This is a genomic window from Halobaculum sp. D14 (genome assembly GCF_051195135.1).
GTDB lineage: Archaea > Halobacteriota > Halobacteria > Halobacteriales > Haloferacaceae > JBNTKA01.
Map to the genome: position 1 here is coordinate 309,747 of NZ_JBNTKA010000003.1, position 23,287 is coordinate 333,033.

Annotated in this window: 15 protein-coding genes; 10 read left to right on the forward strand and 5 right to left on the reverse strand. The window is 70.8% G+C overall.

Translation table 11 applies throughout. From position 1 onward, the window contains the following. Window positions 1-10: 10 nt before the first annotated feature. The 10 genes from ACQUST_RS12470 (at window position 11) to ACQUST_RS12515 (ending at window position 15,773) form a co-directional block, all read left to right on the forward strand. Entirely contained in the window at window positions 11-1,666 is a 1,656-nt protein-coding gene (locus ACQUST_RS12470; RefSeq protein ID WP_435129018.1) for a cell division protein FtsZ, read from the forward strand. Between the two features lie 2 nt (window positions 1,667-1,668). Then, window positions 1,669-3,189, forward strand: coding sequence for a hypothetical protein (locus ACQUST_RS12475; protein WP_435129021.1), 1,521 nt, complete (start codon window positions 1,669-1,671; stop codon window positions 3,187-3,189). Window positions 3,190-3,270: 81 nt separating this feature from the next. Then, on the forward strand, window positions 3,271-4,434 hold the full coding sequence (locus ACQUST_RS12480; RefSeq protein WP_435129024.1) for a cell division protein FtsZ: 1,164 nt from the start codon (window positions 3,271-3,273) through the stop codon (window positions 4,432-4,434). Between the two features lie 41 nt (window positions 4,435-4,475). Beyond that, on the forward strand, window positions 4,476-4,730 hold the full coding sequence (locus ACQUST_RS12485; RefSeq protein ID WP_435129027.1) for a hypothetical protein: 255 nt from the start codon (window positions 4,476-4,478) through the stop codon (window positions 4,728-4,730). Between the two features lie 31 nt (window positions 4,731-4,761). Beyond that, window positions 4,762-5,763 carry a hypothetical protein gene (locus ACQUST_RS12490; RefSeq protein WP_435129030.1) on the forward strand — a complete coding sequence of 334 codons (1,002 nt, stop codon included), beginning with the start codon at window positions 4,762-4,764 and terminating at the stop codon, window positions 5,761-5,763. Next, complete coding sequence (locus ACQUST_RS12495; RefSeq protein WP_435129033.1) at window positions 5,760-7,844, forward strand: hypothetical protein; 2,085 nt, start codon at window positions 5,760-5,762, stop codon at window positions 7,842-7,844. Before ACQUST_RS12490 ends, ACQUST_RS12495 begins: the two co-directional genes overlap by 4 nt. After that, window positions 7,844-9,055 (forward strand): hypothetical protein, encoded by a 1,212-nt coding sequence (locus ACQUST_RS12500; RefSeq protein ID WP_435129036.1) that lies wholly within the window; start codon window positions 7,844-7,846, stop codon window positions 9,053-9,055. Before ACQUST_RS12495 ends, ACQUST_RS12500 begins: the two co-directional genes overlap by 1 nt. Before the next feature lie 7 nt (window positions 9,056-9,062). Next, on the forward strand, window positions 9,063-12,029 hold the full coding sequence (locus ACQUST_RS12505; protein ID WP_435129039.1) for a carboxypeptidase regulatory-like domain-containing protein: 2,967 nt from the start codon (window positions 9,063-9,065) through the stop codon (window positions 12,027-12,029). A 1-nt stretch (window position 12,030) separates the two neighbouring features. Next, the gene (locus tag ACQUST_RS12510; RefSeq protein ID WP_435129042.1) at window positions 12,031-13,041 is read left to right on the forward strand and encodes a hypothetical protein; all 1,011 of its coding nucleotides are present in this window, start codon (window positions 12,031-12,033) and stop codon (window positions 13,039-13,041) included. Beyond that, window positions 13,038-15,773 carry a hypothetical protein gene (locus ACQUST_RS12515; protein ID WP_435129045.1) on the forward strand — a complete coding sequence of 912 codons (2,736 nt, stop codon included), beginning with the start codon at window positions 13,038-13,040 and terminating at the stop codon, window positions 15,771-15,773. The genes ACQUST_RS12510 and ACQUST_RS12515 overlap by 4 nt, the downstream gene beginning before the upstream one ends. A 267-nt stretch (window positions 15,774-16,040) precedes the next feature. Here the strand turns inward: ACQUST_RS12515 and ACQUST_RS12520 are convergent, their stop codons facing one another. Genes ACQUST_RS12520 through ACQUST_RS12540 form a run of 5 tightly spaced genes read right to left on the reverse strand, consistent with a single transcriptional unit; the run spans window position 16,041 to window position 23,248 of the window. Next, window positions 16,041-18,797, reverse strand: coding sequence for a hypothetical protein (locus tag ACQUST_RS12520; RefSeq protein WP_435129047.1), 2,757 nt, complete (start codon window positions 18,795-18,797; stop codon window positions 16,041-16,043). 1 nt (window position 18,798) lies between these two features. Then, the gene (locus ACQUST_RS12525) at window positions 18,799-20,406 is read right to left on the reverse strand and encodes an ATP-binding protein (protein WP_435129050.1); all 1,608 of its coding nucleotides are present in this window, start codon (window positions 20,404-20,406) and stop codon (window positions 18,799-18,801) included. After that, on the reverse strand, window positions 20,403-21,038 hold the full coding sequence (locus tag ACQUST_RS12530; protein WP_435129053.1) for a hypothetical protein: 636 nt from the start codon (window positions 21,036-21,038) through the stop codon (window positions 20,403-20,405). The genes ACQUST_RS12525 and ACQUST_RS12530 overlap by 4 nt, the downstream gene beginning before the upstream one ends. Before the next feature lie 6 nt (window positions 21,039-21,044). Continuing rightward, window positions 21,045-22,070 carry a hypothetical protein gene (locus tag ACQUST_RS12535; RefSeq protein ID WP_435129056.1) on the reverse strand — a complete coding sequence of 342 codons (1,026 nt, stop codon included), beginning with the start codon at window positions 22,068-22,070 and terminating at the stop codon, window positions 21,045-21,047. Between the two features lie 56 nt (window positions 22,071-22,126). After that, window positions 22,127-23,248: a hypothetical protein gene (locus ACQUST_RS12540; protein WP_435129059.1), complete on the reverse strand. Its 1,122-nt coding sequence runs from the start codon at window positions 23,246-23,248 to the stop codon at window positions 22,127-22,129. Window positions 23,249-23,287 lie beyond the last annotated feature (39 nt).

Here is a 23,287-nt window from a genome sequence, read left to right on the forward strand (position 1 = left end):
GACCCAAGCAATGAGTGAGCAATGTCAGATCTGTTTCGCCTCGGCCGCACAGTGGGAGGCTGACTCCCTCGAAGACCACATCGTGAACGCCCACGGCGGCGACGAGCCGTCGGTCCGCGCCATCTACGGCGACGAGTTCGCCTACCTGTTCGGCGACGCCGACGACGCCCCTGAGGCCGACGGACCGGACGACTCGGGGCGGAACGGCGGCGACTCCGGCGGCCCGCCCGCCGGCAACGGCATCGGTGACACCGGCGGCGCCGGCGCGGCAGCCGGCGGCGGCGCTGGCGCCGTGGACGACGAGATGTACGGCCGGAAGTGGTTCCTCGTCGGCGTCGGCGGCGCCGGCAACAACATCGTCGACGCCGTGTTGATGCGGCGGGACACGCTCAGCCGAAACCACGAGGACCGCGCCCGCATCTGGGAGGGCGGCCTCGCCGGCTACGGCCTGCTGAACACGAACATCGCCGAACTCGAACAGACGTACTACGCGAAGGAACTGAAGCAGTACAGCCGGAACGACCTGCTGTCGAACTCCATCATCGGCTTCGGGAAGCACGGCTACAGCGGCATGGGCTACCGGTGGAGCAACGGCGCGAAGGTCGCCGAGGCCGACTTCGCCGACGGCGCGAACCCGTTCCGCGACCGCTGGGACATGACTCAGCAGGACATCCGCGACGCGCAGGCCATCATGATGGTCCACAGCGTCACCAAAGGCACCGGCTGCGGCGCGACGCCGGTCATCACCGACAAGATTCGCGAACACGTCCTCGAAGACGACCTGGTCATCGACAAGGCCATCCTGAGTTCGGTCGTGATTCCGTCGGAGGGCGGCAAGCAGTCCGAGGTCGGCGGCCGCGCGAAGACGAACGGCGTCGTCGGGCTGGCGCGCATCTCGCGGGCCGCGGACGCGCTCATCCCGTTCAACAACGACCACCTGCGGCTCGCGAGCAAGGACATCACGCCGCGCATCGACAACCTCGACCGGTACAACCCGCCGGAGTACGTCGACCTCAACAAGCCGCTGGTCGCGTTCCTCGAGGCGTTCACGATGTCGTCGACGCCGCAGCTCACCGACCAGGACGCCACGATGACGATTCGGGGCAGCGTCTTCGACGTCGCCGACAGCTTCCGGCTGGTCGAGGACAAGTACCCGCACGACATGGACGCCGACGAGCGGCCCGCGGTCGTGCTGGCGCCGGCGCTCGGCCGCCTCCGGTCGAACGACATCAACGAGTCCAGCCTCGAACTGCTGGCGCGAAACACGATTCTGCAGAACCGGCTCGCCGACTTCGACCCGTCGACGGCGTGGGGCGGGAACTTCATGGTGTACGGGCCGGAGGAGAAGATGGAGGAGGTGTCGGCGTATGTCACCGACGGGACGCTCCAGTCGATTCTGAACGGCGAGGAGTTCCTCGACTCCGCGAACACGGCCGGCGTCGAAACCGTCGACGTCCAGGTGAACCAGCTCGTCATCCCGTATCTCGACGACGTGTTCATGTGGGGGACGCTGTGGAACCCCCGGATGCCGTCGCTCGAATCCATGTACGACCACGCGAAGCGGCTGAAAGACGAGGGGCAGACCTCGCAGGCTGAGGACCTGCGGGAGGTCTGGGGCGAGGTCGAATCGCTGTTCAGCTGTCTCGGCCGCGACAACATGCTGTGACGATGCCCGGCGCACCACTCCCGACCGTGTTCATGGGGCTGTTAGGCGGCGACGACGGCGGCTTCGACGTCGAGAAGGTCGCGGCGCGGCTCGACGCCCGGCCGAACGAGACCGACGTCCTCCGGCAGCTCGACGACCTCGGCGAGGCGCTCGACACGCTTGCTCGCGAGGCCGGCGTCGCCGGCGCGGACGGCCGGGTCGCGTCCGACGCGTCGGCGCCGAAGAAGGCGCGGGCGCTCGCCACCGCCGTCGAGCGGAGCCAGGTGACGGTCGCGCCGGCCGACGTCGCGGGCGCCGGCAGCGACGAGTACTCGCAGGTCGCCGACGTCGCCGACGAAATCACGCGGTCGCGGCGGCCGTCCGGGCAGCGCGCCGCGGACCTGCTCGACTCGCTGTCGGCGGCGTCGACGCGGAGCCGAGAGGACCTCCGGGAAACCCTGACCGCCGCGGTCGACGCGCTGGAGGCCGCCGAGGCCGTGGAGCGAACCGTCGCGGACGGCGACGCCGAACGGGTCGCCTCGCGGCTCCGCGACAACGACGACTCGCTGTCGGCGGCCGTGGCGTCGCTGGCGGCGACCGTCGCCGCCGACGCCGCCGCGGAGGCCGACGCGGCCGCGGAACTGTCGGACCTGGAGGTGACGGTCGACCGCGCGGTTCGTCGCGCCGACCTGGACCGCGACCTCTCGGACGCGTCGCTCACCGACCAGGTGGAGGCGCTCGCAGACGCCGCCACCGACGACGCGGACGTCGGGGGCGCCGACACGCCGGCGTCCCGCGCGGCCGAACGGGTCCGCAGCGGGAACCGCGCGGAGAGCAGCGCCGCCCGCGACCTGCTCGACGAACTCGTCACCGGGGCCGAAGACGACGTCGCCCGCGCGCTCCGCACCGCGGTCGACTCGCTGAACGAGTCCGCGACGATTCGGAGCCTGACCGGCGACGTCGACGCCGCGGACGTCGCCGCCCGCGTCGACGCGGTCCGGTCGGAGCTCGACGGCGTCGACGACGCCGCGGCCGCCGCGCTCCGCGACCGCCTCGACCAGCTCGACGGGATGCTCGACCGCGCGGACGCGACGAACACGGTGGTGCCGTACGCCGTCCGCAACGAAGTGGAGTTCTACGAGCGCGAACTGGTCGCCGCGCTCCGCGACGCCGACGCCCGCGGAGGCGACGCGTCCGATGCGACCGACGCGTCCGACGCGACGGCCGAGTCAGCGGGCGGCGGCCCGGGTGGCGCGGACGCCGACGCGGAAGCGGCGCGCGCCGACGTCGACCGCATCGGCGACCGGCGCGCCGAAATCAGGTCACGGTACGTGGACTCCCGGACCGACCACAACCACAGCATCCCGGTGTACTTCCTCTCGCTGACGGAGTCGCTGGAGGAGACCGCGTCGGATGCGCTCGCCGCCGGCGACGCGGAGCGGGCGGCCGGGGTCGCGGCCGCGACCCACGACGTCCTGGACAGAGTCGAGGGGCTGTACGAGCGGAACGAGTACAGCGTGATGCTGCGCCGGCTCCGCGGCTGAGGCTTATTTTCCCGGTCTGGGAGACACAACCTGACGTTAGAGTTATGTGGCGAATCGATAATGTTCTCCACAGATTAGTCTATGCCATATCTGTTCGTCGGCGCCGGCCAGGCCGGGTGTGCCATCGTCGATTCAGTGTTCGACCACGAGCGCGTCGCGCAGCTCGCTACGCCGGTCGTGTTCAACTCGACCATCAGGGACCTACAGAACCTCTCGAACATCGAACGCGAGGCGTGGTACGGCGTCTCCGCGTCCGAAGGGCTCGTCCCGGGGACGACGCCCGGGTTCGAAGAGGAGGTGACGGGCGGGTTCGGCCGCGACCCGCAGAAGGCCGACGACGCGATGCAGGGGACCACCGACCGCGTCGTCGAGGCGTACCAAGAGCGGTTCGGCGAGGGGACGCCGCCGTTCGCGTTCCTGTTCCTCGGGCTCGGCGGCGGCACCGGGTGCGGTATCGCGCCGCACCTCGCCGACGCCATCAAGGCGTACGGCGGCCCGTCCACAGACGTCATCGCCGTCGCCGTGATGCCGAACACGACGGGGCAGGTGAGCGACGACGGGGAGGCGAGCGCGACCCGGCAGGCCGCCAACGCGGTGTACGGCCTGAACCGGCTGGAGGAGCACGTCGACGGCGTCGTGCTCGTGGACAACCAGCGGCTGGCCTACGAGGACGCCGCGGAGGGCCGGTTCAACGAGTACAACGACTACGTCGGCTCCGCCATCGTCGACCTCATCTCGGGGCCGATTCTCGAACGCATCGACCCGGGCCGGTACGACGACCTGGACGCGCCGGTTGTGGACCTACAGGACGTCGTGACGTCGCTGACGCTGAATGACGGCGGCGTCGGCTACGCGTCGCTCGGCCGGTCGGTGACGATGACGCGGTCGCTGCTCGGCTACGTCGCGCCGTTCGTCGGCCGGGAGAACGTCGACGGCGCCGCGCTCTCCCGGCTCGCGGTCAGCAAACGCAGCGTCGCGGACCTCACGCCGGCCGACGCCCAGAAGGCCATCGGGCAGGTCCGCGCGCCGGCGCCGTACATCACCGACGACGACCACAGGATCCAGGTGTCCGTGATTCGGAGCCTGCTGGACTCGTACTGCTCGGAGGTGAACATCGGGATGACGCTGACCGAGCGCAACCTCGCGTCGTTCACGACGCTCCTGACGTTCGCGCGCGAGGACATCAGCCGCATCGCCGAACTGGAGGAGTTGGCGGAGGAGCACGCCGCGGGGGTGCCGGCTTGACGCGCGGCGGCTCGACGCGGCGCCCACGCGGACTCCGCACCGTGACGGCGGCGCTGGCGGCGTCGGCGGTGCTCGCGGTCGCCGTGACGCTGCTGTCGTCTCCGGCGGGCGCGGAGTCGAGTCGGACGCTCGCCGCGCTGGCGAGGGAAGCGTCCCGGCAGTACGAGGTGACGGCCGCCGCGGTCCGGTTCGCCAGCCTCCCGGTCGCGCCGGCGGTGTTCGGCGGCGCGCTCGGCGTCGGCGGCGGCCTCATCGCGGGCGCGGCGGTCGCCTACCGCGGCCGGGGGATGCGGTGAGATGAGCCGCGACCGACCCCGCCGAGCGGCCATGCTCGCGGCCGTGGTGCTCGCCGCGACGCTCGCGGCGTCCGCTCCGGCGGCCGGAGCCGTCACCGTGGCGGAGCCGTGCGCCGGCGTCAATCAGGACTCCGTGGTCGCCTACCTCGACACCGGCGACCGGCTCTCACAGAGCGCCAGCCTCTACCCCGGCACCGAACTCACCGTCTACGTCTGTGACAGCGGCACTCCCGAGACGTACTCCGCGTGGGAACTCCAGGACAACCCCGGCTTCGCGATCACCGAAGAGCGGCGACTGAGCGCGGTCGTGACGGTTCAGCCGGCGGACGGCCCGGTTCGACTCGGCCGGGCGCTCAGATTCAAGGACGCGCTCCCGGGCGGCCGGTACACGGTCGTGACCGGCGCCCGCGCGGACTCCGCGGTCGGCAACCGGACGCTCAGCTTCCCGTCGGGGGCGGCGAAGACGCAGTTCGTGCAGGACGAAGCCGCGTTCGTCGAAGCGAACGACCGCGTGATGGACGCGGCGGAGACGCTCCAGGCGCGCGCGAAGAACGGGTCGTTCGGCGCGAGCAAGCCGAACGAGTCGCTGACGACGCTCCAAACCGTCTCGCTGAACGCGTCGGCGGCCGCCGCACAGCAGAGCGCGTTCGCGGCGACCCGCGCCGGTGACACCGCGGACGCGGGCGAGGTCATCGCCGCGGTCGAACGGCAGAACGCGGACGCGCACAAGTCCGCTCGGTCGGCGCTGCAGGCGTACCTCGGGGCGCTCCAGGAGACGCGGCGCGGCGCGGCGCGGCTCGTCCGGCTCGTCGCCGTCGGCGCGCTGCTCGTCGGCGCGGCGGTCGGCGGCGGCGCCGGCTACTGGCTCGCCCGGCGCGAACTGTCGAAGACGGAGTTCGACCGCGGCGTCTCCCGCACCTCCCAGTTCAGCCCGAAACAGATCGCGGTCCCCGTCGGCCTCGGCGTCGTCGCGCTCATCGTCGGCGCGGCGGTGCCGGTGGTCGCCTCCTCCCTCCTCACAGTGATTCTATGAAGCGACAGTACAAAGCCGCACTCGGCATCGGAGGCATCGTTCTCGTCACGGTACTCGTCGGTCTCGGCGTGTTCCTCTACTTCGGCTCACAGCTCGGCGTGTACGTGCTGGGCGTCGGCGTCCCGGTCGTCATCGTCGCGTCCATCGGGCTGTACGTCCGCGGCGTCGTGACGCGGTCGTCGACCTCCGAAGGGGAGTTCCTGCAGGACGCCGCGCGCAGCGCCGCGGACTCGTTCCGCGCGGAGCTCACGACGTACAACCAGCTCCGCAGCGACTACCCGCAGTGGCGGCCCGACGGCGTCCAGACGGACGCCGAACAGCTCGCCGACGACTTCGCGGACGCCGGCGTCGACGTCGACGTCGACGCGGCGACGTTCACGGTCCGGTCGCCCGACCGCGTCCAGGAGTTCGACCGGCTGTCCGACCGCGTGGGCTCGTTCGCGGCGGACCGCGACGACGCCTTCCGGTCGTTCGCCGAGGACGACGTGGAGCGTTCGCGTGACGCGGCCGCGACGGCCGCCGAGGACTTCCTCGGCGATGACGGCACGCCGGTCGACGTCGCCGCGCGCGACGTGCCGGCGGACGGCGGCTACGGCGACGCGGAGGCGGTGCTGCAGGACGCCCGCGAGCAGGCCGCGACCGCGTTCGGCGACGCGGTCGACCGCATCGAGCGGACCGTCGAGGACTACGACGGCGACGCCGACCGCGTCCGCGAAGAACTCGACGAGGCCGAGCGATTCGTCGACGCCGCCAGGTACGACGACGCGCTCGCGGCGCTGCGCCGCGCGCGGCAGCACGCCGAAGGCGAGGTGAGCGAGCAGTTCAGCGCAGACCGCGAGGCGCTGGAGAACACACTGTCCACCATCGACTCCGTCGGCGTCGACGGCTTCGTCTCCGACGAGCACCTCGACACGGTCCGGCGCGTCGAAGACGAACTGGCGTCGATGGACTCCGCGCTCGCGGCGGACGACCTCGACCGCGCCGCCGCCGACGTCCGGTCGGCCGCGACCGCGATGATTCGCGAACTGGAGTCCGACCTGGAGCGGCACGTCGACACCATCCGCGACGCCGACGTCCCCATGGGGTTTTACACGGCGCCGCCGGCGGTCGCGACCGACTACGCGGCGCAGCTCGACGACGCTGAGTCGCTCGAGGAGTTCCGGTCGGCGTGGCTGAGCGCGGCGAGCGAACTGACGGACGCCGTCGAGGCCGCGGAGACGAAAGCCGCGGTCGCCGAGTCGTACCCGACGGTCCGCGAACGCATCGACGAGGGGCTCCGGAGCAGCGGCCGGGTCGGCGCCGACGACCTCCCAGTCCGCGACGCGGAGCCGTTCCTCGAACTGTACGCCGACGCCGCCGACGACGTCGAGTTCGACCCCAACGGCCCGGCGGTCGTCGCGGCGGGCGGCGGCGAGTCGTACAGCGTCGAACTCACCGCGCAGCTCGCCGCGAGCACCGGCGAGGAGCACGACCTGACGCTCCGGCTCGACGGCGACGGCGTCGACCGCGAGGCGACCGCGTCGACGTACGTCGCCGCGACGGAGACGTTCGACGACGTGCCGTACGGCGAGTACACGGTGTCGGCGTCGACGCCGACGGACGGCTTCACCGACGCGACCGAGTCGGTCCGCGTCGACGCCGACCGGTCCGTGGAGCTGACGCTGCCCGAGCGCAGCCTCCGCGAGCAGGTGTGCGGCGACGACGCAGCCGACGTCGAAGAACAGTTGCCGACGGTCGCGCCGGAGCTCGAATCGAAGTTCGACGACGACGAGTACCTGACGCCGGAGACCGACCTGCCCATCGCCGACGACTACGTCCCGTGTCTGCTCGTGCTGTGGGCGGAGCAGGAGGGCCACACGGCGACGCTCGACGACGGCGACGTGCTCGTGTACGACCACGACCAGTTCCGGTCGAGGCTGGAGACCATCATCGACCACAACCTCACAGACGGAGACTCAATGACTTTCGACGAGATGCGGACGAAGTTCCTGTCGGTACCGGCCTCTGACGACCTCGTCGCGGCGACCATCCGCGAACTCGACGCCGACGTCACGGTCGGCGACGCGGGGGTGACAGCCTGATGTCTCAGCGCGAACGGTCGTTCACCCGGTGGGCGCTCATCTCCTCGGGAGAGGGCGGCGGCCGCATCGCCGCGGAGTTCCTCGCACGGAACGAAAACCCCGGCATCGAAGACCGCATCCTGATTCTGAACACGAACCGCGCGGACATCCGGAACACGATGGACCACGCCGGGCTGGAGGACGCGCTGGACGACGACCCGGGCGTCGTGTTCGGGTCGAAACGCGGCGTCGGCAACAATTTCCTCGCCGGCGAGGAGTGCGCCCGCGAGGACGTCAGCAAAATCATCGACAACGTCGACGACTTCACCATCGGCTCGGACGCCTTCGTCTACCTCACGACGCTCGGCGGCGGCACCGGCAGCGGCTCCATCCCGTACCTGATTCGGCAGATATCGCAGGACTCGGACGTCGAACTCCCCGGCTGGCTCGACAACGACACGCTCGTCAACGTCGCGTTCGCCGCGTGGCCGTACTACGACGAGCCCGCTCAGCGGCAGTTCAACGCCATCTGCGGGCTGTCACGGCTCCTGATGGACCGCGACGGCTCGCAGAACGCCGACATGGTGCTGCTCGCCGCGAACTCCCACCTCGACAACGACGACGGCGTCGGGAGCTACGGGACGGTGAACGAACGAATCGTCACCGCCATCGACCTGCTCATCAGCGCCGGCCGGGAGGCCCGCGGCGTCATCGACGTGGAGGACTACGTTGCGAAGCCGTCCGAAATCGGCGCGTACCACTTCACGCCGGCGGTCGCCACCGGACTGAACGGGAAGATGATCGAGTACGAACTGATGTTCGACCGCGCGGCGGACCAGACGTTCGTGCCGATGGACGTCTCGACCTCGCGGGCGGCGTACGCCGTCGTCCGCGCCCCCGAACATCTCATCGAGAGCGGCGAGGTCACCGAGACCGGCGTGCAGTCGGCGTTCAGCACGTGGAAGCGGAAGAACGACATCGGCGGCGCCGTCGGCATGACGACACTGACGCCGAAGGAGGGCCGCGGCAACGACGTCGACGTCCTGCTGTTGCTCGGCGGCTTCGACCTGAATCCGCTGCTCGACCACGCCCGCGACGCGTTCGAAGAGCACAAGGACAACATCGAGGTCGCCAGACAGCTCGGGAACGGCGCGGAGAACGCGATTTCGGAGGCGCACCTCGCCGACCTGGAGGAGAACCTCGACCGGTACGTGTCGCTGAACGCGAGGTGACGACGGCATGAAACCACTCCGGACCCGGTCGGTGTTCGCCGTGCTCCTCGCCGTCCTCGTCGTCGGCGCCGCGGCGACGCCGCTCGCCGCCGCGGCGACGACCCAGGCCACGACCCCGGCGGCGACACACCAATCAGCGACGAACGCCGCCACGACGACCCGAGGAGCGGTGTCGCCGCCGGACGACGCCGTCACGGCTGCGCTCGCCGGCTCGGACGCCAGCCAGACGGACAGCGGCGGGCTGCGCGTCCGCATCAGCCGGTCGGCGGTCGCCGACCGGAGCGTCGAAATCGCGGTGTCGGCCGGCTCGAAGCGCCTCCAGACGTACCGGAAGACGCCGACGAACGCGAACGCCAACGGGACGCACTACCGGTACGTGGTCGGTGCGGACGCGCTGCCCGACGCGAACCTCGCGGAGGCGACGGTCGTCGTCCGGTCGAACGGGACGGCGGTGTACAACGAGACGCTCGACCTCCGGTACGTGGCGCTGGAAGGCGGTTCCGCGGCGTTCGACGGTAAGGGGCGGCTGACGGTCGGGACGACGAAGCAGGTCGGGCTCGGCTCCGCCGCCGTCACTCTGAACGTGACGTCCGAGAGCGGAACCGCCGTCACCGCCTCGGCGACGCAGGTGGACAACGGGACGCTGCGGCTTCCGCGGTCCGACGCCTTCACCGCCCTGCTCACCCCGCCGCGGTCGGTGACCGCCTCGGACGCCGACGGCGGCGTCACCGTCACCGGGTCGGTCACCGCCGACCTCGGGTCGCTCGCCGCGCCGACGACGACGGTTGCCGGGAGCAAAATCGTCGTCGAGTCGCCGCTGCTCGTCGCGGACACGCAGTACACGGTCGCGATACGGACCGCCGGCCCCGCCGGGACGTACGCGGTGCACGCGACGGCCGAAACCGGCCGAATCGTCGTCACGAACGAGTACGTCGCCGGCGCCGACCGCGTGAACGCCACCGTCACCGTCGACGGCGCGACCGTCGTCGACGACTCGACGGAGCCCGGAGAAATCATCGACGCGAAACTCCGGTCCGGGACGACGCTCGCCGCCGGACAGGCCGTCCCGGTCGACTCGGTCACCCGGGCGCTCCTGGTGACGAGCGACGGCGTCCAGACGCTCACCGGCGTCGCCGTCGACGGCTCGACGGTGTCGCTCGGCAACGTCTCGCTGAACGGGTCCAGCGGCTACCTGCTCGCGCTCGCCGGCGACTCCGGCGCGTCGGTCGTCCTGTCCGTCGGGAACGCGTCGTTCGACGCGCTCGGCTCCGCGGGCGGCAGCCCGTTCGGGGCGACGAACGCCGCCGCGGCCGTCCAGAACGGCACGGCGAACGGCACCGCAGGCACGACCAACGGGACGACGAACGGCACGACGAACGGAACGGCGGGCGGCGGGGGAGCGAAGGCCGGCGGACTCCTCGGCGGGGAAACTTACGGAGTCCCGAACTTAGCGTTCGTCGTCGTACTGATCCTCCTCCTGTTCGCCATCGTCGTGCTGCTCGTCTGGGATACGTTCCTGCGCGACGAGCAGCCCGGCGGCGCGGGCGGCGGGGGCAGCCGGACGATTCAGGTCGACGTCCGCGACGGCTTCGCCGGCGGCCCGTTCGGCGCGCCCGTCCACCTGCTCGCGGAGTCGACGTCCGGCGGCGGGCGGCAGGGCGGCCGGAACGTTTCGGGGCCGCAGCCCCGCGAGTTCGAAATCGACGGCGGCAGCGACACCGTCGACCTGCCGCGGGAAGGCTGGCGGCTGACGGCGTCGTACAACGGACTGAAGGACACCGAGACCGTCGAACTGGTCGACCCGGACCGCGCCGAACTCACGATTCCGCCGGCGCGGAAGTCGATGACCGTCGTCGACGAGACCGGCGACCCCATCAGCGGCGCGACGGTCGAAGTGAGCTACGACGGCTCGACGGTGCAGGAGGCGACCGACGCCGACGGCGTCGCCCGGTTCGAGCTGCCGCCGACCGCGTCGAACCTGGCGGTGCGCGCCAGCCACGACCGGTTCACGGAGGAGTCGACCGAGGTGGACGACCTCGACGCGTTCCCGTCGGAGGTCCGGCTCATCGGGAAGACCGGCGGGCTCACGGTGACGACGACCGTCGGCGGCGAGCGGACCGGCGCCGTCGACGTGACGCTGACCGCCGACGAGGACTGGCTCGCCGACCACGTCCAGGGCGCCGCGCCGGAGAACCGCGACGGCACCGTCGACTTCGGCGAACTCCCGGTCGGCCGATACCGGCTCACCGGCAGCGTCGACGCATCGGCGTTCAGCGAGGCGGCGACGACGGTGCAGCTCACGGAGGACGCGACCCAGCGCGAGACGCTCGACGTCGACTTCGACTTCCGGCTCTCCGACCGGCAGCGCGACGAACTGGCGGCGCTCCGCGACGAGGCCGACGACCTCGTGCCGTCGAGCCAGCTCGACACCGCCGTCCACCGGTACTACGCCAGCGTCATCCACGACCTGGCGGACACGGTGGAGGAGGTACCGAGCCGCGGCGTCGCGTTCGCCGACGGCGGCGTCGACCCGGACCGCAGCGTCGACGGGATGCTGTCGGTCGGCCGCGGCGTCGTCTCCGTCATCGACGACGCGATGAACACGAAACACAACGTCGACCTGTTCAGCGCCTGCGCCGACCTCCGCGACGTCTCCGTGACGTGGAGCGGCGCCTACCGCCTCGACGACTTCCTGTCGTACGCGGCGATGGACCGCGTCGACCAGCGGTCCGACCTCAAGGACCGCGTCGACGACCTCGACGAGTTCCTCGACGACGCCCGCCGCGACGTGACGGTCATCTCGCCGGCCCAGGCGCTGCTGGACGAACTCCAGCAGTACGTCAGGGAGACGCGGGAGGCCGACGCCGTGAAGAACGCCGCGTTCGTGTTCGTCGTCGTCGGCGTCGCGGACGCGGTCGAGTCCCTGTTCGACGAACCTGCCCTCCTCGATAGACTCAACAGAACGGTGTACTAACATGACGGACACATCACTCACGAGGGCGCTGCTGGCCGTCTGTCTCTGCGCCACGGTCGTCGCTGGCTCGGTGCCGGCGACGGCGACCGCGTCGGCGGCCGACGGGTCGCTGACCGCCGACGAGGCGCTCCAGCAGCTCCAGGGGTTCGAGGACGAACCGGCGTTTCAGACGTACAGCGAGTTCGAAGTGCTGCGGAGCCAGGCCGTCACCGCAGTCCAGGTCGGGACGTTCACCGACGCCGACCGGAAACGGATGCAGGCGGTGCTGACGGTGCTGACGCGGTTCGTCGACGCCTACGACGAGGCGCAGAACGGCAGCCGCGTCGACAGCCTCGCGCTCGCCAACGAGACGGCGGCGGCCATCGACGCGCTGCGGGCCGCCGGCGGAACGCAGTACGCGACGCTGGCCCGGCTCGGCCTCGAACGGTTCTACCGGGTGCAGGGCGACGCGCTGTACGAACGCGCTCGGACCGCCGAGAACACGTCGACGCAGCTCAGGTACCTGGACGCCGCCGCACAGGCGTTCAAGGCGGGCGGCGCGGCGAGCCGGTACTCGCAGGTCAGTGCCGAGGAGAGCCGGGTGCGCGCGACGTTCCGCGCCGACCGTCAGCGGATGCTGCGCGCGATGAACCAGTCCGCGGCGTTCCTGAACCGGTGCGGCGAGTCGTGCACGTCGCCGACGGGCGCCGTCGCCTCGCTCGGCGTCGGCGTGTTCGGACAGTACCAGAACGCCCGCGCCGCCGCGGCCGACGCGAGAACGGCCGTCCGACTCGCCGAGAAGCACGGGCTGCAGGAGGCCGCCGCACGCGCCTCCTCGCTGTCTGAGTCGATTGCCGCGGCGCGGCTCGCGCTCGCGCTCGCCGGGTCGCTGCTCGGATTCGTCTACGCGGGCCTGCTCGGCACCGTCGCGATGCTCGTCGCCATCAGGGTCGCGACGTGGGCGCAGGACGTCGACGGGTCGCAGGTCGGACGCGTCGTTCCGCGGGAGCCGGTGGAGGTGGCGGACCAATGAGCTGCGACGCCCGCCGGTCGACCGCCGCGCGCGCCGCGACCGTCGCCGTCGCCGCGCTGTTGCTGCTCGGCACCGCGACGCCGGCGCTCGCCGCGTCGACGTCGGTGCAGGTGGACGCCGCGCTCACCGACCAGACGCGGACCGACGAGCTGTCGTTCACGTTCACGGCGTCGTCGAACCAGACCGTGACGGCGACGAGCGGCTTCTCGCGCGCCGGCGGCAACGTCCAGTTCCAGTTCGACCGCTGGGAGCGCACCGACGGCGGCGGCTCCGGGTCGTCGAACTCCTGGGAGGTCGTCTCCGGCGGCACCTACCGCGTCACCTACGAGGTCACGGTGACCGGCGACGTCGACGACACCACCTACTCCGGAACCGTCGAGGTCTCCGGCGGCGCCGGCACCGAAGCGTCCGAACAGCTCTCCGTGAACGTCGACGTGCTGTACCCGCAGTTCGGCTCCATCGGCGCCGGCAACCCGACGTTCGTGTTCGACGACGGCAGCGGCAGCACGCAGACCCAGGAGTTCGACGTCACCGTCGAGAACACCGGGCAGGGCGTGATGGTGCTCTCGGACGTGACGTTCTCGAACGTCCCGAGCGGCTTCTCCGTCACCGCCGTCGACGTCCCGAACACCATCGCCGCGAACAGCCAGGGGACCGTGACGGTCCGCGTGGAGGCGGACAGCAGCGTCTCCAGCGGCAGTCACAGCTTCACGATGAACGTCGCCGACAACCTCGACTCTGTGAGCGACGCCTCCTCGTCCATCAGCGTCGACGTCAGGAAGCCGCCGGTCGCCGACGTCTCCGGCTCCGAAATCAACGTCGGCGACGTCCTCGTCGGCACCAGCAAGTCCACCGAGTTCACGGTGAACGAGGTCGGCGGCTACAGCGGCATCGACGGCGTCTCCATCGAGGTCGTCGGCAACGAACAGTCCGGCTCCGTCTCGTTCAGCGGCTCCGTCTCCACGAGCGCCGGCGGCAGCGACACCGCGTCCGTGACGGTCAGGGCCGCCGAGGGCGCAGCCCAGCACTCCACGCTGTCGTGGGACGTCGAAATCACGCCGTACGCCGAGTACGCGCCGACGCGGACCGTCACCGTGACGGCGCGCGTCATCCACCCGGCGAAGCTTCAGCGCGTCGGCTTGAACCGGGTGACGGTTCCGTTCGACCAGCCGCGGTCGGAGGTGTCGACGTTCACGGAGGAGTCGACCGTCGACATCGTGAACTCCGGTGACCTGGAGATGAACGTCCAGAGCGCCTCCGCGTCGATGCAGAGCGGCGGGCAGTACCTCTCGGCGTCCATCGAGAACGTCCCGAGCACCGTCGGCGGCCTGTCCACCGGTGAGGCAACGCTCGTCGTCGAGGCGGACGCAGACGCGCCGGAGGGAACCCACACCGTCCAGGTGACCGTCGACACCGAGAGCGCCGGCACCAAGACCATCACGCGCAGCGTCACGATTTCCCAGGAGCCGAGCCTCGGCGTTCAGAGCACCGTCCAGTACGGCGAGGTCACGGTGACCGAAAACCGGACGCAGAGCATCGACGTCGCCGAACAGCTCGGCTACGAGTCCATCAGCGGCCTCCAGATTCAGAAGGTGTCCGGGCCGAACAAGTGGCTGACGGTGGTCGAACGGCCGCCGAGCCGGCTCGAACCCGGCCAGGTGTCGCCGCTCGTCGTCGCGCTCCGGTTCGATACGCAGGCGGAACTGTACAAGCAGTACCGCTGGAAGTTCCGCGTCTCCGCGGACAACGTCCCGACGAAGACGATCACCGTCGTCGCCCGCCCGAAGCCGTACAGCTTCGACCAGATCACGCAGCCGCTCAGCGACACGGCGAGCCAGGGCGGCTGGCAGGCGGCCACGACCGAGCCGATGAACCGGATGCTGCTGACGCTCGAAGAGCGGCTGAAAGGCGACGGCGCCGTCGCCGGCGACGACCTCTCGCGGGCGCTCGCCGGCGGCCGCGCGGCGCTGCTGTTCGTCGACTCGCTCGAACGCGCACGGACAGCGCGCCAGCAGGGGAACTACTCGGAGGCGCAGCGCGCGCTCGCCCGGGCCGCCGTCGCCCGCGACCTGCTCGCCCAGTACGTCAACAACCTTCAGGGAGACAAGCTGCAGTCGACAGCGTCGCCGGCCGTCGCCGCGGCGAACGAGGCGTTCGCCGCCACCGCGGCGAAGCAGCGCAGCCACTACGAGGAGGTGCTGGCGGCGAACGAGTCGGTCATCCGGAACGCGCAGGCGCACCGGGCGCTGATGCGGCTCGCCGAGTACACCGGCAACAGCCAGCAGGCGCAGACGCACCGCGAGGCGTACCAGCGCGCCTCCGAGAAGTACCTGCGGCTGGTGGAGCATGCCGCCAACAGCAGCGCCCGCGCGCAGGTGCTCTGGTCCGGGTTCCGCGACAACGCCACGCTCGTCATCGCCGACTACCCGCTCGTGTTGAACCCGGCGCGGGTCGACAGCGTGTACGCGACCACGAACCGCGTCGAGTCGCTGTTCTCGGAGGCCGCGTCGACGTACGCGCGCGCCGGCGCGACCGACGAGGCGGCCGCCACCCGGCAGCGGGCGTCGGCTGTCGGTTCGCGAATCCAGGCCGCGCGGTACAGCCTGCTCGGCGCCAGCGCCGTCTACGGCGCCGCGTTCCTGCTGCTGCTCGTGCGCATCGGCCGGAACACGTACGCGTACGTCCGCGACGCGGACGCCGCGACCACCGGCGACTTCCTGCTGCAGACCTGACCGCGGCAGGAACTCGCCGCACGGCCCGACCGCATTCTTTCCGTTCACTTACTCGCCGCTGCTTGAGCGAACCGCTCAGCGACGGGGCCGAGTACGAACTTCGGAGGCCGAAAAGCGGCGTCGCAGCCGCCCGAACCGCATCGTCACCACCCGCGAGCATCGGCGTCGGTCAGCGTCAGTCAGCGCCGGTCAGCGTCGGCGGACGCGCTCGGCGGTGCGTCAACGGCGCAGCGGCGTAGCCGCGTTGCGTCGGCCGGCCGCTGTGCGTCAGCGGTAGGCGGTGGAGAGCCGGTCCGGGAGGTCGCGGCCGTGGCCGCCGGCGTCGTCTTCGATTCGCCAGGCGTCGCTCGGAATGTCGCCGTCGCCGTCTGCGGACGCGGCGACCGTGACGGTCCGTTCGTCGGCGTCGGCGCCGTCCGCGGTGAGCGTCAGCGTGACCGTGACGGCGTCGCCGCCGTCGACGCCGTCGATGTCGACGATGTGTTCGACGGACTCGCCGGCGCCGAACGACTCGACGGTCTGCGGGACGTACATCGTGTCGTCGACCGCCCCGCCGGACGCCTCGACGGTGACGCCGCTCACGTCGCCGCCGGCGTTGGTGAGTTCGACGAACAGCGCGCCGCGTCCGTCGACGACCCGCGAGTCCGTCTGGAGCGCGACGTCGACGTCCGCCAGCGCGCTCGCGTCGTCGTCTCCGACGAGCGACTCGTGGGGGCACAGCGTCCGCACCGTCTGCCGGTCGGCGCCGACCTGCCCGACGAGTTTCGCGACGACGACGCGGCGGTCCGGCTGCACCGGGAGGTCGACCTCGCCGGTCGCGGTGCCGCCCGCCGCATCGATGTCGACCGGCACCTGCACGTCGGTGTCCGGGAAGACGAGTTCGGAGAACGACCAGTTCCCGCCGTCGGTTTCGAGGCTGTACGTCAGGGTCGCGCCGCCGTCCGCGCGGTCGCGCCACGTCAACAGCGGGACGACCGGGCTCGCCTCCACCGCGAACTCCGCGCCGTCCTCCTCGATGGTTCCCCAGTCGCCGCGGAGCCGCACCGGCGGCACGGAGACGCGGTCGCCGTAGGCGACGTGGTACCGGCGGCCGTAGGCGGTGCTGCGTCCGCGGACCGACAGCGTCTCCTCGTAGCCGCCGTCGTCCGCGGACAGCGTGAACTCGACGGGCTGGTCGCCGTCGTTGTCGACGACGAGTTTCTCCTCGAACGTGATGCCGCGCCGCGGCGTCGACGCGAACGACCGCTCGACGGACACCGGCGCCCCCGTCGACCCGGCTGCCGCGGGGCCGGAGCCGGGGTCGGGCTTGGGCGCCGCGAGGCTGTCGGCGGACTCCGACACCGCCCGCGACGACGAGCCGCGGTTCGACCCGGCCGGGTCCGGCAGCAGGTCGCTGCGTTCGAGCGTCAGCGGCTCCGTCAGCCGGCCGCCCGAGGTCTCCACGACGACGTCGCGGGAGCCGTCTTCGACGACCGGGAGCAGCAGCCGGTAGGCGCCGTGTGCGGCGAGTTCGACGCTGCGGCTGTGCTCGACGTCGGCGGCCTGCGCGTTCCGGACGGTGAGGTCGTCCGTCGCGTCGGCCGGCGTGTCGTTACGGAGCGTCACGGCGACGAAGCCGTCGCCGGTGGCGTCCACCTCGATGTCGGTCGGAACCGTCGGGACGTCGAGTTCCACCGGCTCCGGGTCGACGCCGGCCGCCTCGACCGTGAGGTCGCCGGCGGGCAGCGGCGTCTCGACGGTCACGGTCTTCGTCTCGCCGGCGGAGACCGTGCCGACGTCGCGGCCGCCGACGCGGACGCCGTCGACCGCGGCGGTGCCGTCGTTGGCGACGTCGACCTCGACCGACAGCGTCCCGCGGTCGACGCGCATCGCGCCCGTCTCGACGGCGAGCGCGGCGGTCGCCTCCGTCACGTCGACCGACTCGGTCGTCGTTTCGCCGTCGACGCCCACCGTGACGTCGACGCTGTCGGCGTCCTCGTCGAACTCGCGGAGCACGACGCGGCGGCGACGCGTCTCGCCCGGGTCGAGCGTCACCGTCAGCACCGACGACGTCGGCGTCGCCCGGTCGGCGTCGACGGTGACCTCCGGCTCGACGGTCACGTCGCCGTCGTTCGTGAACTCGACGGCGACCGTGCCATCCGACTTCGTACAGGAGTCGGAGACGACGTCGACGGAGACGGTGCCGTCCGTTTCGCCGGTCAGCGCGTACACCGTCGCGGTGGCGCCGTCGAGTTCACAGAGCAGGTCGCTGCCGACCGTCGACGCGGCGGTGCCGCGGCCGCTGACGCCGTCGACGCCGAGCCGCGACCCGTCGGGGTCGACGCCGAACACGCCGGCGTTTCCGCGGCCCGGGAGCCACGCGGCGGCCTTCGGTGCGAGCCAGTCGGCGTCGACGTCGAGCGTCCATCGCTGCTCGCCGTCGTCGGTGTAGCCGGCGAGCCGTCCGTCCTTCAGCGCGACGACGACGAGGTCGTCGAGCAGGCCGACAGCCGTTGCGGCGCCGTCGAGCGACACCTCGGTCTGCACGTCGCCGTCGTCGTCGATGACGGTGAGGAACGACCAGGCGGCGACGCCGAGCCGGCCGTCGTACGCCGCGACGGACGGCGCCTCCGCGACGTCGGCGTGCGGCTGGTCGAGCCGGTCGTGCTCCACGCCGCTGCGCCCGTCGAACACGGCGAACTCGCCGCCGCCGGTCCGGACGAACACGGTGTCGGTCGTCGGGTCCGCGTCGACCGACTCCGCGCCGCCGATTTCGGCGCCCCAGACGCGGCTCCCCTCCAGGCTGTACGCCTCGAGCGCGTCGCCGGCGAGGACGTACGCGCGGCCGCCGACCGCGACGTCGTCGACGCCGTCGGCGTCCGTGAGCACCTGGTGGCCGTCGGTTCGAACCGCCTCGACCGCGCCGGTGTCGTCGGCGACCACGACGGCGTCGTCGCCGCCGGCGGCCGCCACCGGGTCGCCGAACTCGAACGAGTCCACCTGCAGGAACCGCGTGTCCGGCGCGGAGGAGCGCTGCTCGGTCACGTCACTCGACCCCTGCGTCCGCCTCGCCCGGCCCTGGCGCGTTCGCCGCCGCGATCTCCTGGGCCTGCTGTTCGATGTACGCTTTCATCTCCGGGTACCCCTCCAGTTCGGACGCCTGCTTCATCACCGACGAGACGTACTGCCGAACCGTCTTCGGCTCCATGTCGTCGAGCTTCGACAGCAGGTACTCCGTGTTCGGCGTGATGGCCTCCTCGTCCGGGTCGATGACGCTCTCGACGAGTTCGCGCTGGAGTTCGGAGCCGAGCACGCGGTCCGCGATTTCGGCGGGCGTGTAGCCGACAGACGCCTCGCCGAGCCGCTCCACGTCGACGTCGCCGTTCTCCGCGATGCGGCCGAGCGACTTCTCCCACACCTGCGCCATCACGTCCTCGTCCGGCTGCGGGATGAACTGCTGAATCGGGAAGCGCCGCGTCGCCGCCGGGTCGATGCTGAACGGCATGTTGGTCGCGCCGATGACGAGCAGGTTGTCCTCGACGTCGTTCATCTCCTGGAGGAACGCGTTCGTCAGCGCGCGCTCGTGCCGCTGGAGGTTGTCGTCGCTCCGGTCCGGAATCAGCGTCTCCACCTCGTCGAAAAACAGGACCGCGAAGCCGTCGCCGGCCGCCTCGTGCGCCTGCTCGAAGGCGGCGCGGACGTTCTTCTCGGACTCGCCGGCGTACTTCGAGACGACGTCGCTGCCGCGCACCTGCAGGAAGACGACCTCGCCGTAGCTGTCCTCGATGGTCGAGTTGTACTTCGCCTCGTAGGCGATGGCTTCAGACACCAGCGTCTTCCCGCAGCCCGGCGGCCCGTACAGCAGCATGCCGCCGCCGCGGTCGGCGAACTCCTCGCCGTACCGCGACACCACCTCGTCGCGGACGTCCGGCTCGAACAGCGACAGCACCATCTCCGCGGTCCGCTTCACCTCCTCGAGCCCCGCGACGTCCTCCTCGAAGTTCACCTGCGGGTTCGTCGGCGTGATGTCGATGGTCGCGTCCTCCTCGGCGCCGCGGCCGCCGCCTCCGCCGGGGCCGCCTCGACCGCCCGGACCACCGGGGCCGCCGGAGGACGCGCCGTCACCGCCGCCTGTGCCGGTCGGCGGCTCGTCCAGCGAGGCAGCCGGCGGCTCGTCGAGGAACTCCAGTTCGGTGTCGTCGTCGACGCGGAGCGTCGTCGCCGCCGGTTCCAGCGTGTCGACCGTGAACTCCACCTGCTCGTCGCCGAACTCGGCGACCTCCCGGATGGGGTGGAGCAGGTACTGGTTCGACCGGAGCGCGTCGGCGAGCGCCTCCTCGTTCGCGTTCTCCGCGTACAGCTCCGCGCGCTTGCAGCTCCGCACCGCGCCGAGCGAGACGTCGGCGTCGACGTAGAAGTCGCTGGTGCGGTCGATGCCGCCGAACAGCCGCGCGACGTTGCTGTTCAGGTACACCTTGTTCTTGATGGTGCTGGCGAAGCCGTCGTCCTCGGTGCGGACGCGGAAGAAGGCCTCGCGGCCGGCGTGCCGCACCCTGACGACGTCCGCGCCGGGGCCGACTTTGCTGCGGCCGACCGTGACGTGCGACGTCGGCTGGTCGTCCTTCGTAATCGGGGTGAGATTGAGCGAAGTCATGCGTGTGGATTGTAAGCGTCGATGGTTCGGGTCGCGAACGCCCGTATCTGCTCGTACTCCGCGTCGACGAGGTCGTCCGGCGGGTTCAGCCACAGCGCCCGGGCGGCCGTGAACCGCAGGACGCGGGCGCTGTCGCGCAGCGCGTCGGCGACGTCGCGGTACGCCGCGGCGGACGCGTCGCAGTCGACGAGTCCGAGCCGCCCCGCGACGCGGTCGTAGCGCGCCGCCGCGCCGTCGAACGCCTCGCCGACGAACGGGACGACGACGTACCAGTTCGCGACGCCCGCGCCGCGGGTCGGCAGCGGCACCGTGACGTCGTCGCCGTCGCCGTGCCGGCTGAGCCGGTCGGCGTCAGCCGCCGTCTCCACCGACTCCGCCGGCGGCGACTCCGCCGACCGGCGAGCCGCGAGCACGTCCTGCACCGCGGCGTCGACGCCCGACTCCGGCGTCTCTGTCGGCGTCGGCAGCGGCAGCGCCGCGTCGACGGTTTCGCCGAACTCCCGGAGCGCCGCGTCGAGCGACAGCACCTCGCTCCACAGCGCCGCCGGCTCCGGCATCTCCGTCCAGTCGAGCGCGCGCTCGGCCGCGGCGTCGAACGTCCGCACGTAGCCGAGCCACGACGTCGCATCCATCTGTGGCTACGACTCGGTGATGATATCCTGGTCGTCCTGTTCGAGCGCCTGCGTCGACTCGCTCAGCTCCTTCGCCTGCTCGGAGCTGCCGCGGATTTCGTCGAGGACGTCCTGGCCGCTCTCCTGCTCCATCCGCTCTTTCTTCGGGACGACGTTCCCCATCACGGACAGGACGTTCGTGAACTGCTCGGAGGCGTTCACGGCCTCCGTCGGCCACAGCTGCTGGGTCCGGATGCGGTCTCGCAGCTTCTGCTTTTGAATCTTGAACGACTGCTCGGTCGATTCGAGCTGCTCGATGACCTCGCCGAGGTCCATCTGCTCGGGGTTCGGGTCCGGAATCGTCTCCTCGTCGGTTTCGGCCTGCTCGATGAGGTTGTCGTAGTGGTAGTACTGCTCGCGGGCGTGGTTGAACCGCCGGAGTTCGTCCTCGTCCAGGTCGTCGACGTCGCGGTCTCCGGCGATGCTCAGCATCTCCTGTTGGTACTCCTCCCGCTTCGTCCGCAGGTCGTTCAGGTGCTCCGTGACGTCAGTCGTCTCCTCCGACCGCGACTCCAGCCGCTCCTGTGCGTCCTTCACGCGGTCGACCGCCGTGTTGATGCGGTCGGTGAGCGTGTCGAAAGCGGCCGCCCAGTTGCTGTACATCTTCACCGCCCGGTCCATCTCGGACTCGTCGTAGGTGTGCGGCGGCCGCAGCACCGTCAGTTCGGAGCCGTCGACGGTGATGATGTCGCGGTCTGCGAGGTAGTCGATGACGGCGCGGGCGGACTGCTCGTCGGTGGCGTGCGGGCTGTCCGCGAGCGCCGCCGCGGCCTGCTCGACGTCCATCACGGCGTTGCCGTCCTCGTCGATGGACAGTTCGTCGCCGAGCATGTCCTCGAGCAGGTACTGGAGGAGCTCCTCCCAGTTCCCGCTGTCTTCGGACCACTCGGCGAACCCCAGTTCGAACCTGACCGCCGATGTGGTCGGGTCCTGCGACCGGGCGACGACAGTTCCGTTCTCTTCGTCCTCTTCGAATTCGGTGTATCGCTGCATTGTGAAAGTCAGATGGGTTGGGTCCGTGTGTTCGGGTTCGAGTCAGTTCGGTCGGGTCAGTACTCCTCGTCGATGAGCTCCTCCGCGCGCTCGCGTATCTGCTTGCGGACGTACGCGTTCCCCTCGTCGCTCGTCGTGACGTGGAGCTCTTCGATGTCGTCGCGAATCTCCGATTTCAGCGAGTCCGCCGTCGCGGCCGTCGTGTCCCGCAGCACCGGACGGGTGAGCTCCGTCGCGTGCGACTCCACCTGCGCCTCCAGCGGCTCGCGGTGCACCGCCAGGTTCCGCGAGTCCAGCACCTCGATGGTCGGCTCGTCGTCGGTCGCGAACTCCTCGCGGACCGCCGAGATGACGTCGTCCTGCGAGAGGTCGGCCCCGCTCGACCGGACGTGCGCGAGCACGTTCGACCGGACGTCGATCTCGGATTCGAGCAGCGTCTCGTACTCCCGGAGCGGCATCACGTGGCCGGCGTCCTCGAACGCGGAGACGACGTCGTCGGCGAGGTCGTCAGCGGTCTGCTTCGCGAACTCGTCGAGCGCGGCGCGGACGAGGTACTCGCCGTCCATGTCGATGATGAGCCCCTCTCCCTGCAGGTAGCCGATGACGTCGGAGGTCGCCGCGACCGAAATCGCCTCCTCGAGCTGGTCGTGCGAAATCTTCCCGTGGACGCTCCGACGCTTCAGCTTCCCCTCCAGGTCGTCCTCGCCGGTCTCCTCTTTCAGCCGCCGGCCGACCGAGTAGTACTCGCGGCTCCCGGCCGCGATTCGCATCACGAGGTCCTGCCGCCGCAGCCCGTTCGCGAAGAACTCCGCGTCCTCGTGCGCGAGGTCGAACGCCTTCCGGAGGTCCTCTGTCGTCACCACCATCTGGTTCCGGAACACGCCCTTCAGACGCTCCGTGATTCCGGTTCGGGTGCCGGTGCCGAACGGGTCCCAGTAGAAGACGCCCGACCGGATGCGTTCGATGCTGTAGTTTTCGTCCTCCGCCATCTCTCGGAGCGCCTCCTTCGTCTCCGAGGTCGACAGCGTCGGCGCTTTCAGCTTGCTCTTCTCGCGCGACTCGTACTGGTCTTTGAGCTGGTCCCGGACGCGGTCGACGTACAGGAAGCCGTAGTTGTCCTGAGCGATATCCTGAGAGATGTCCTCTAAGACGTCCCGGTCGACAGGGCGGAGCGGCATCGATACGGTAAACGAATCGTAACTATACTAAACTTTACC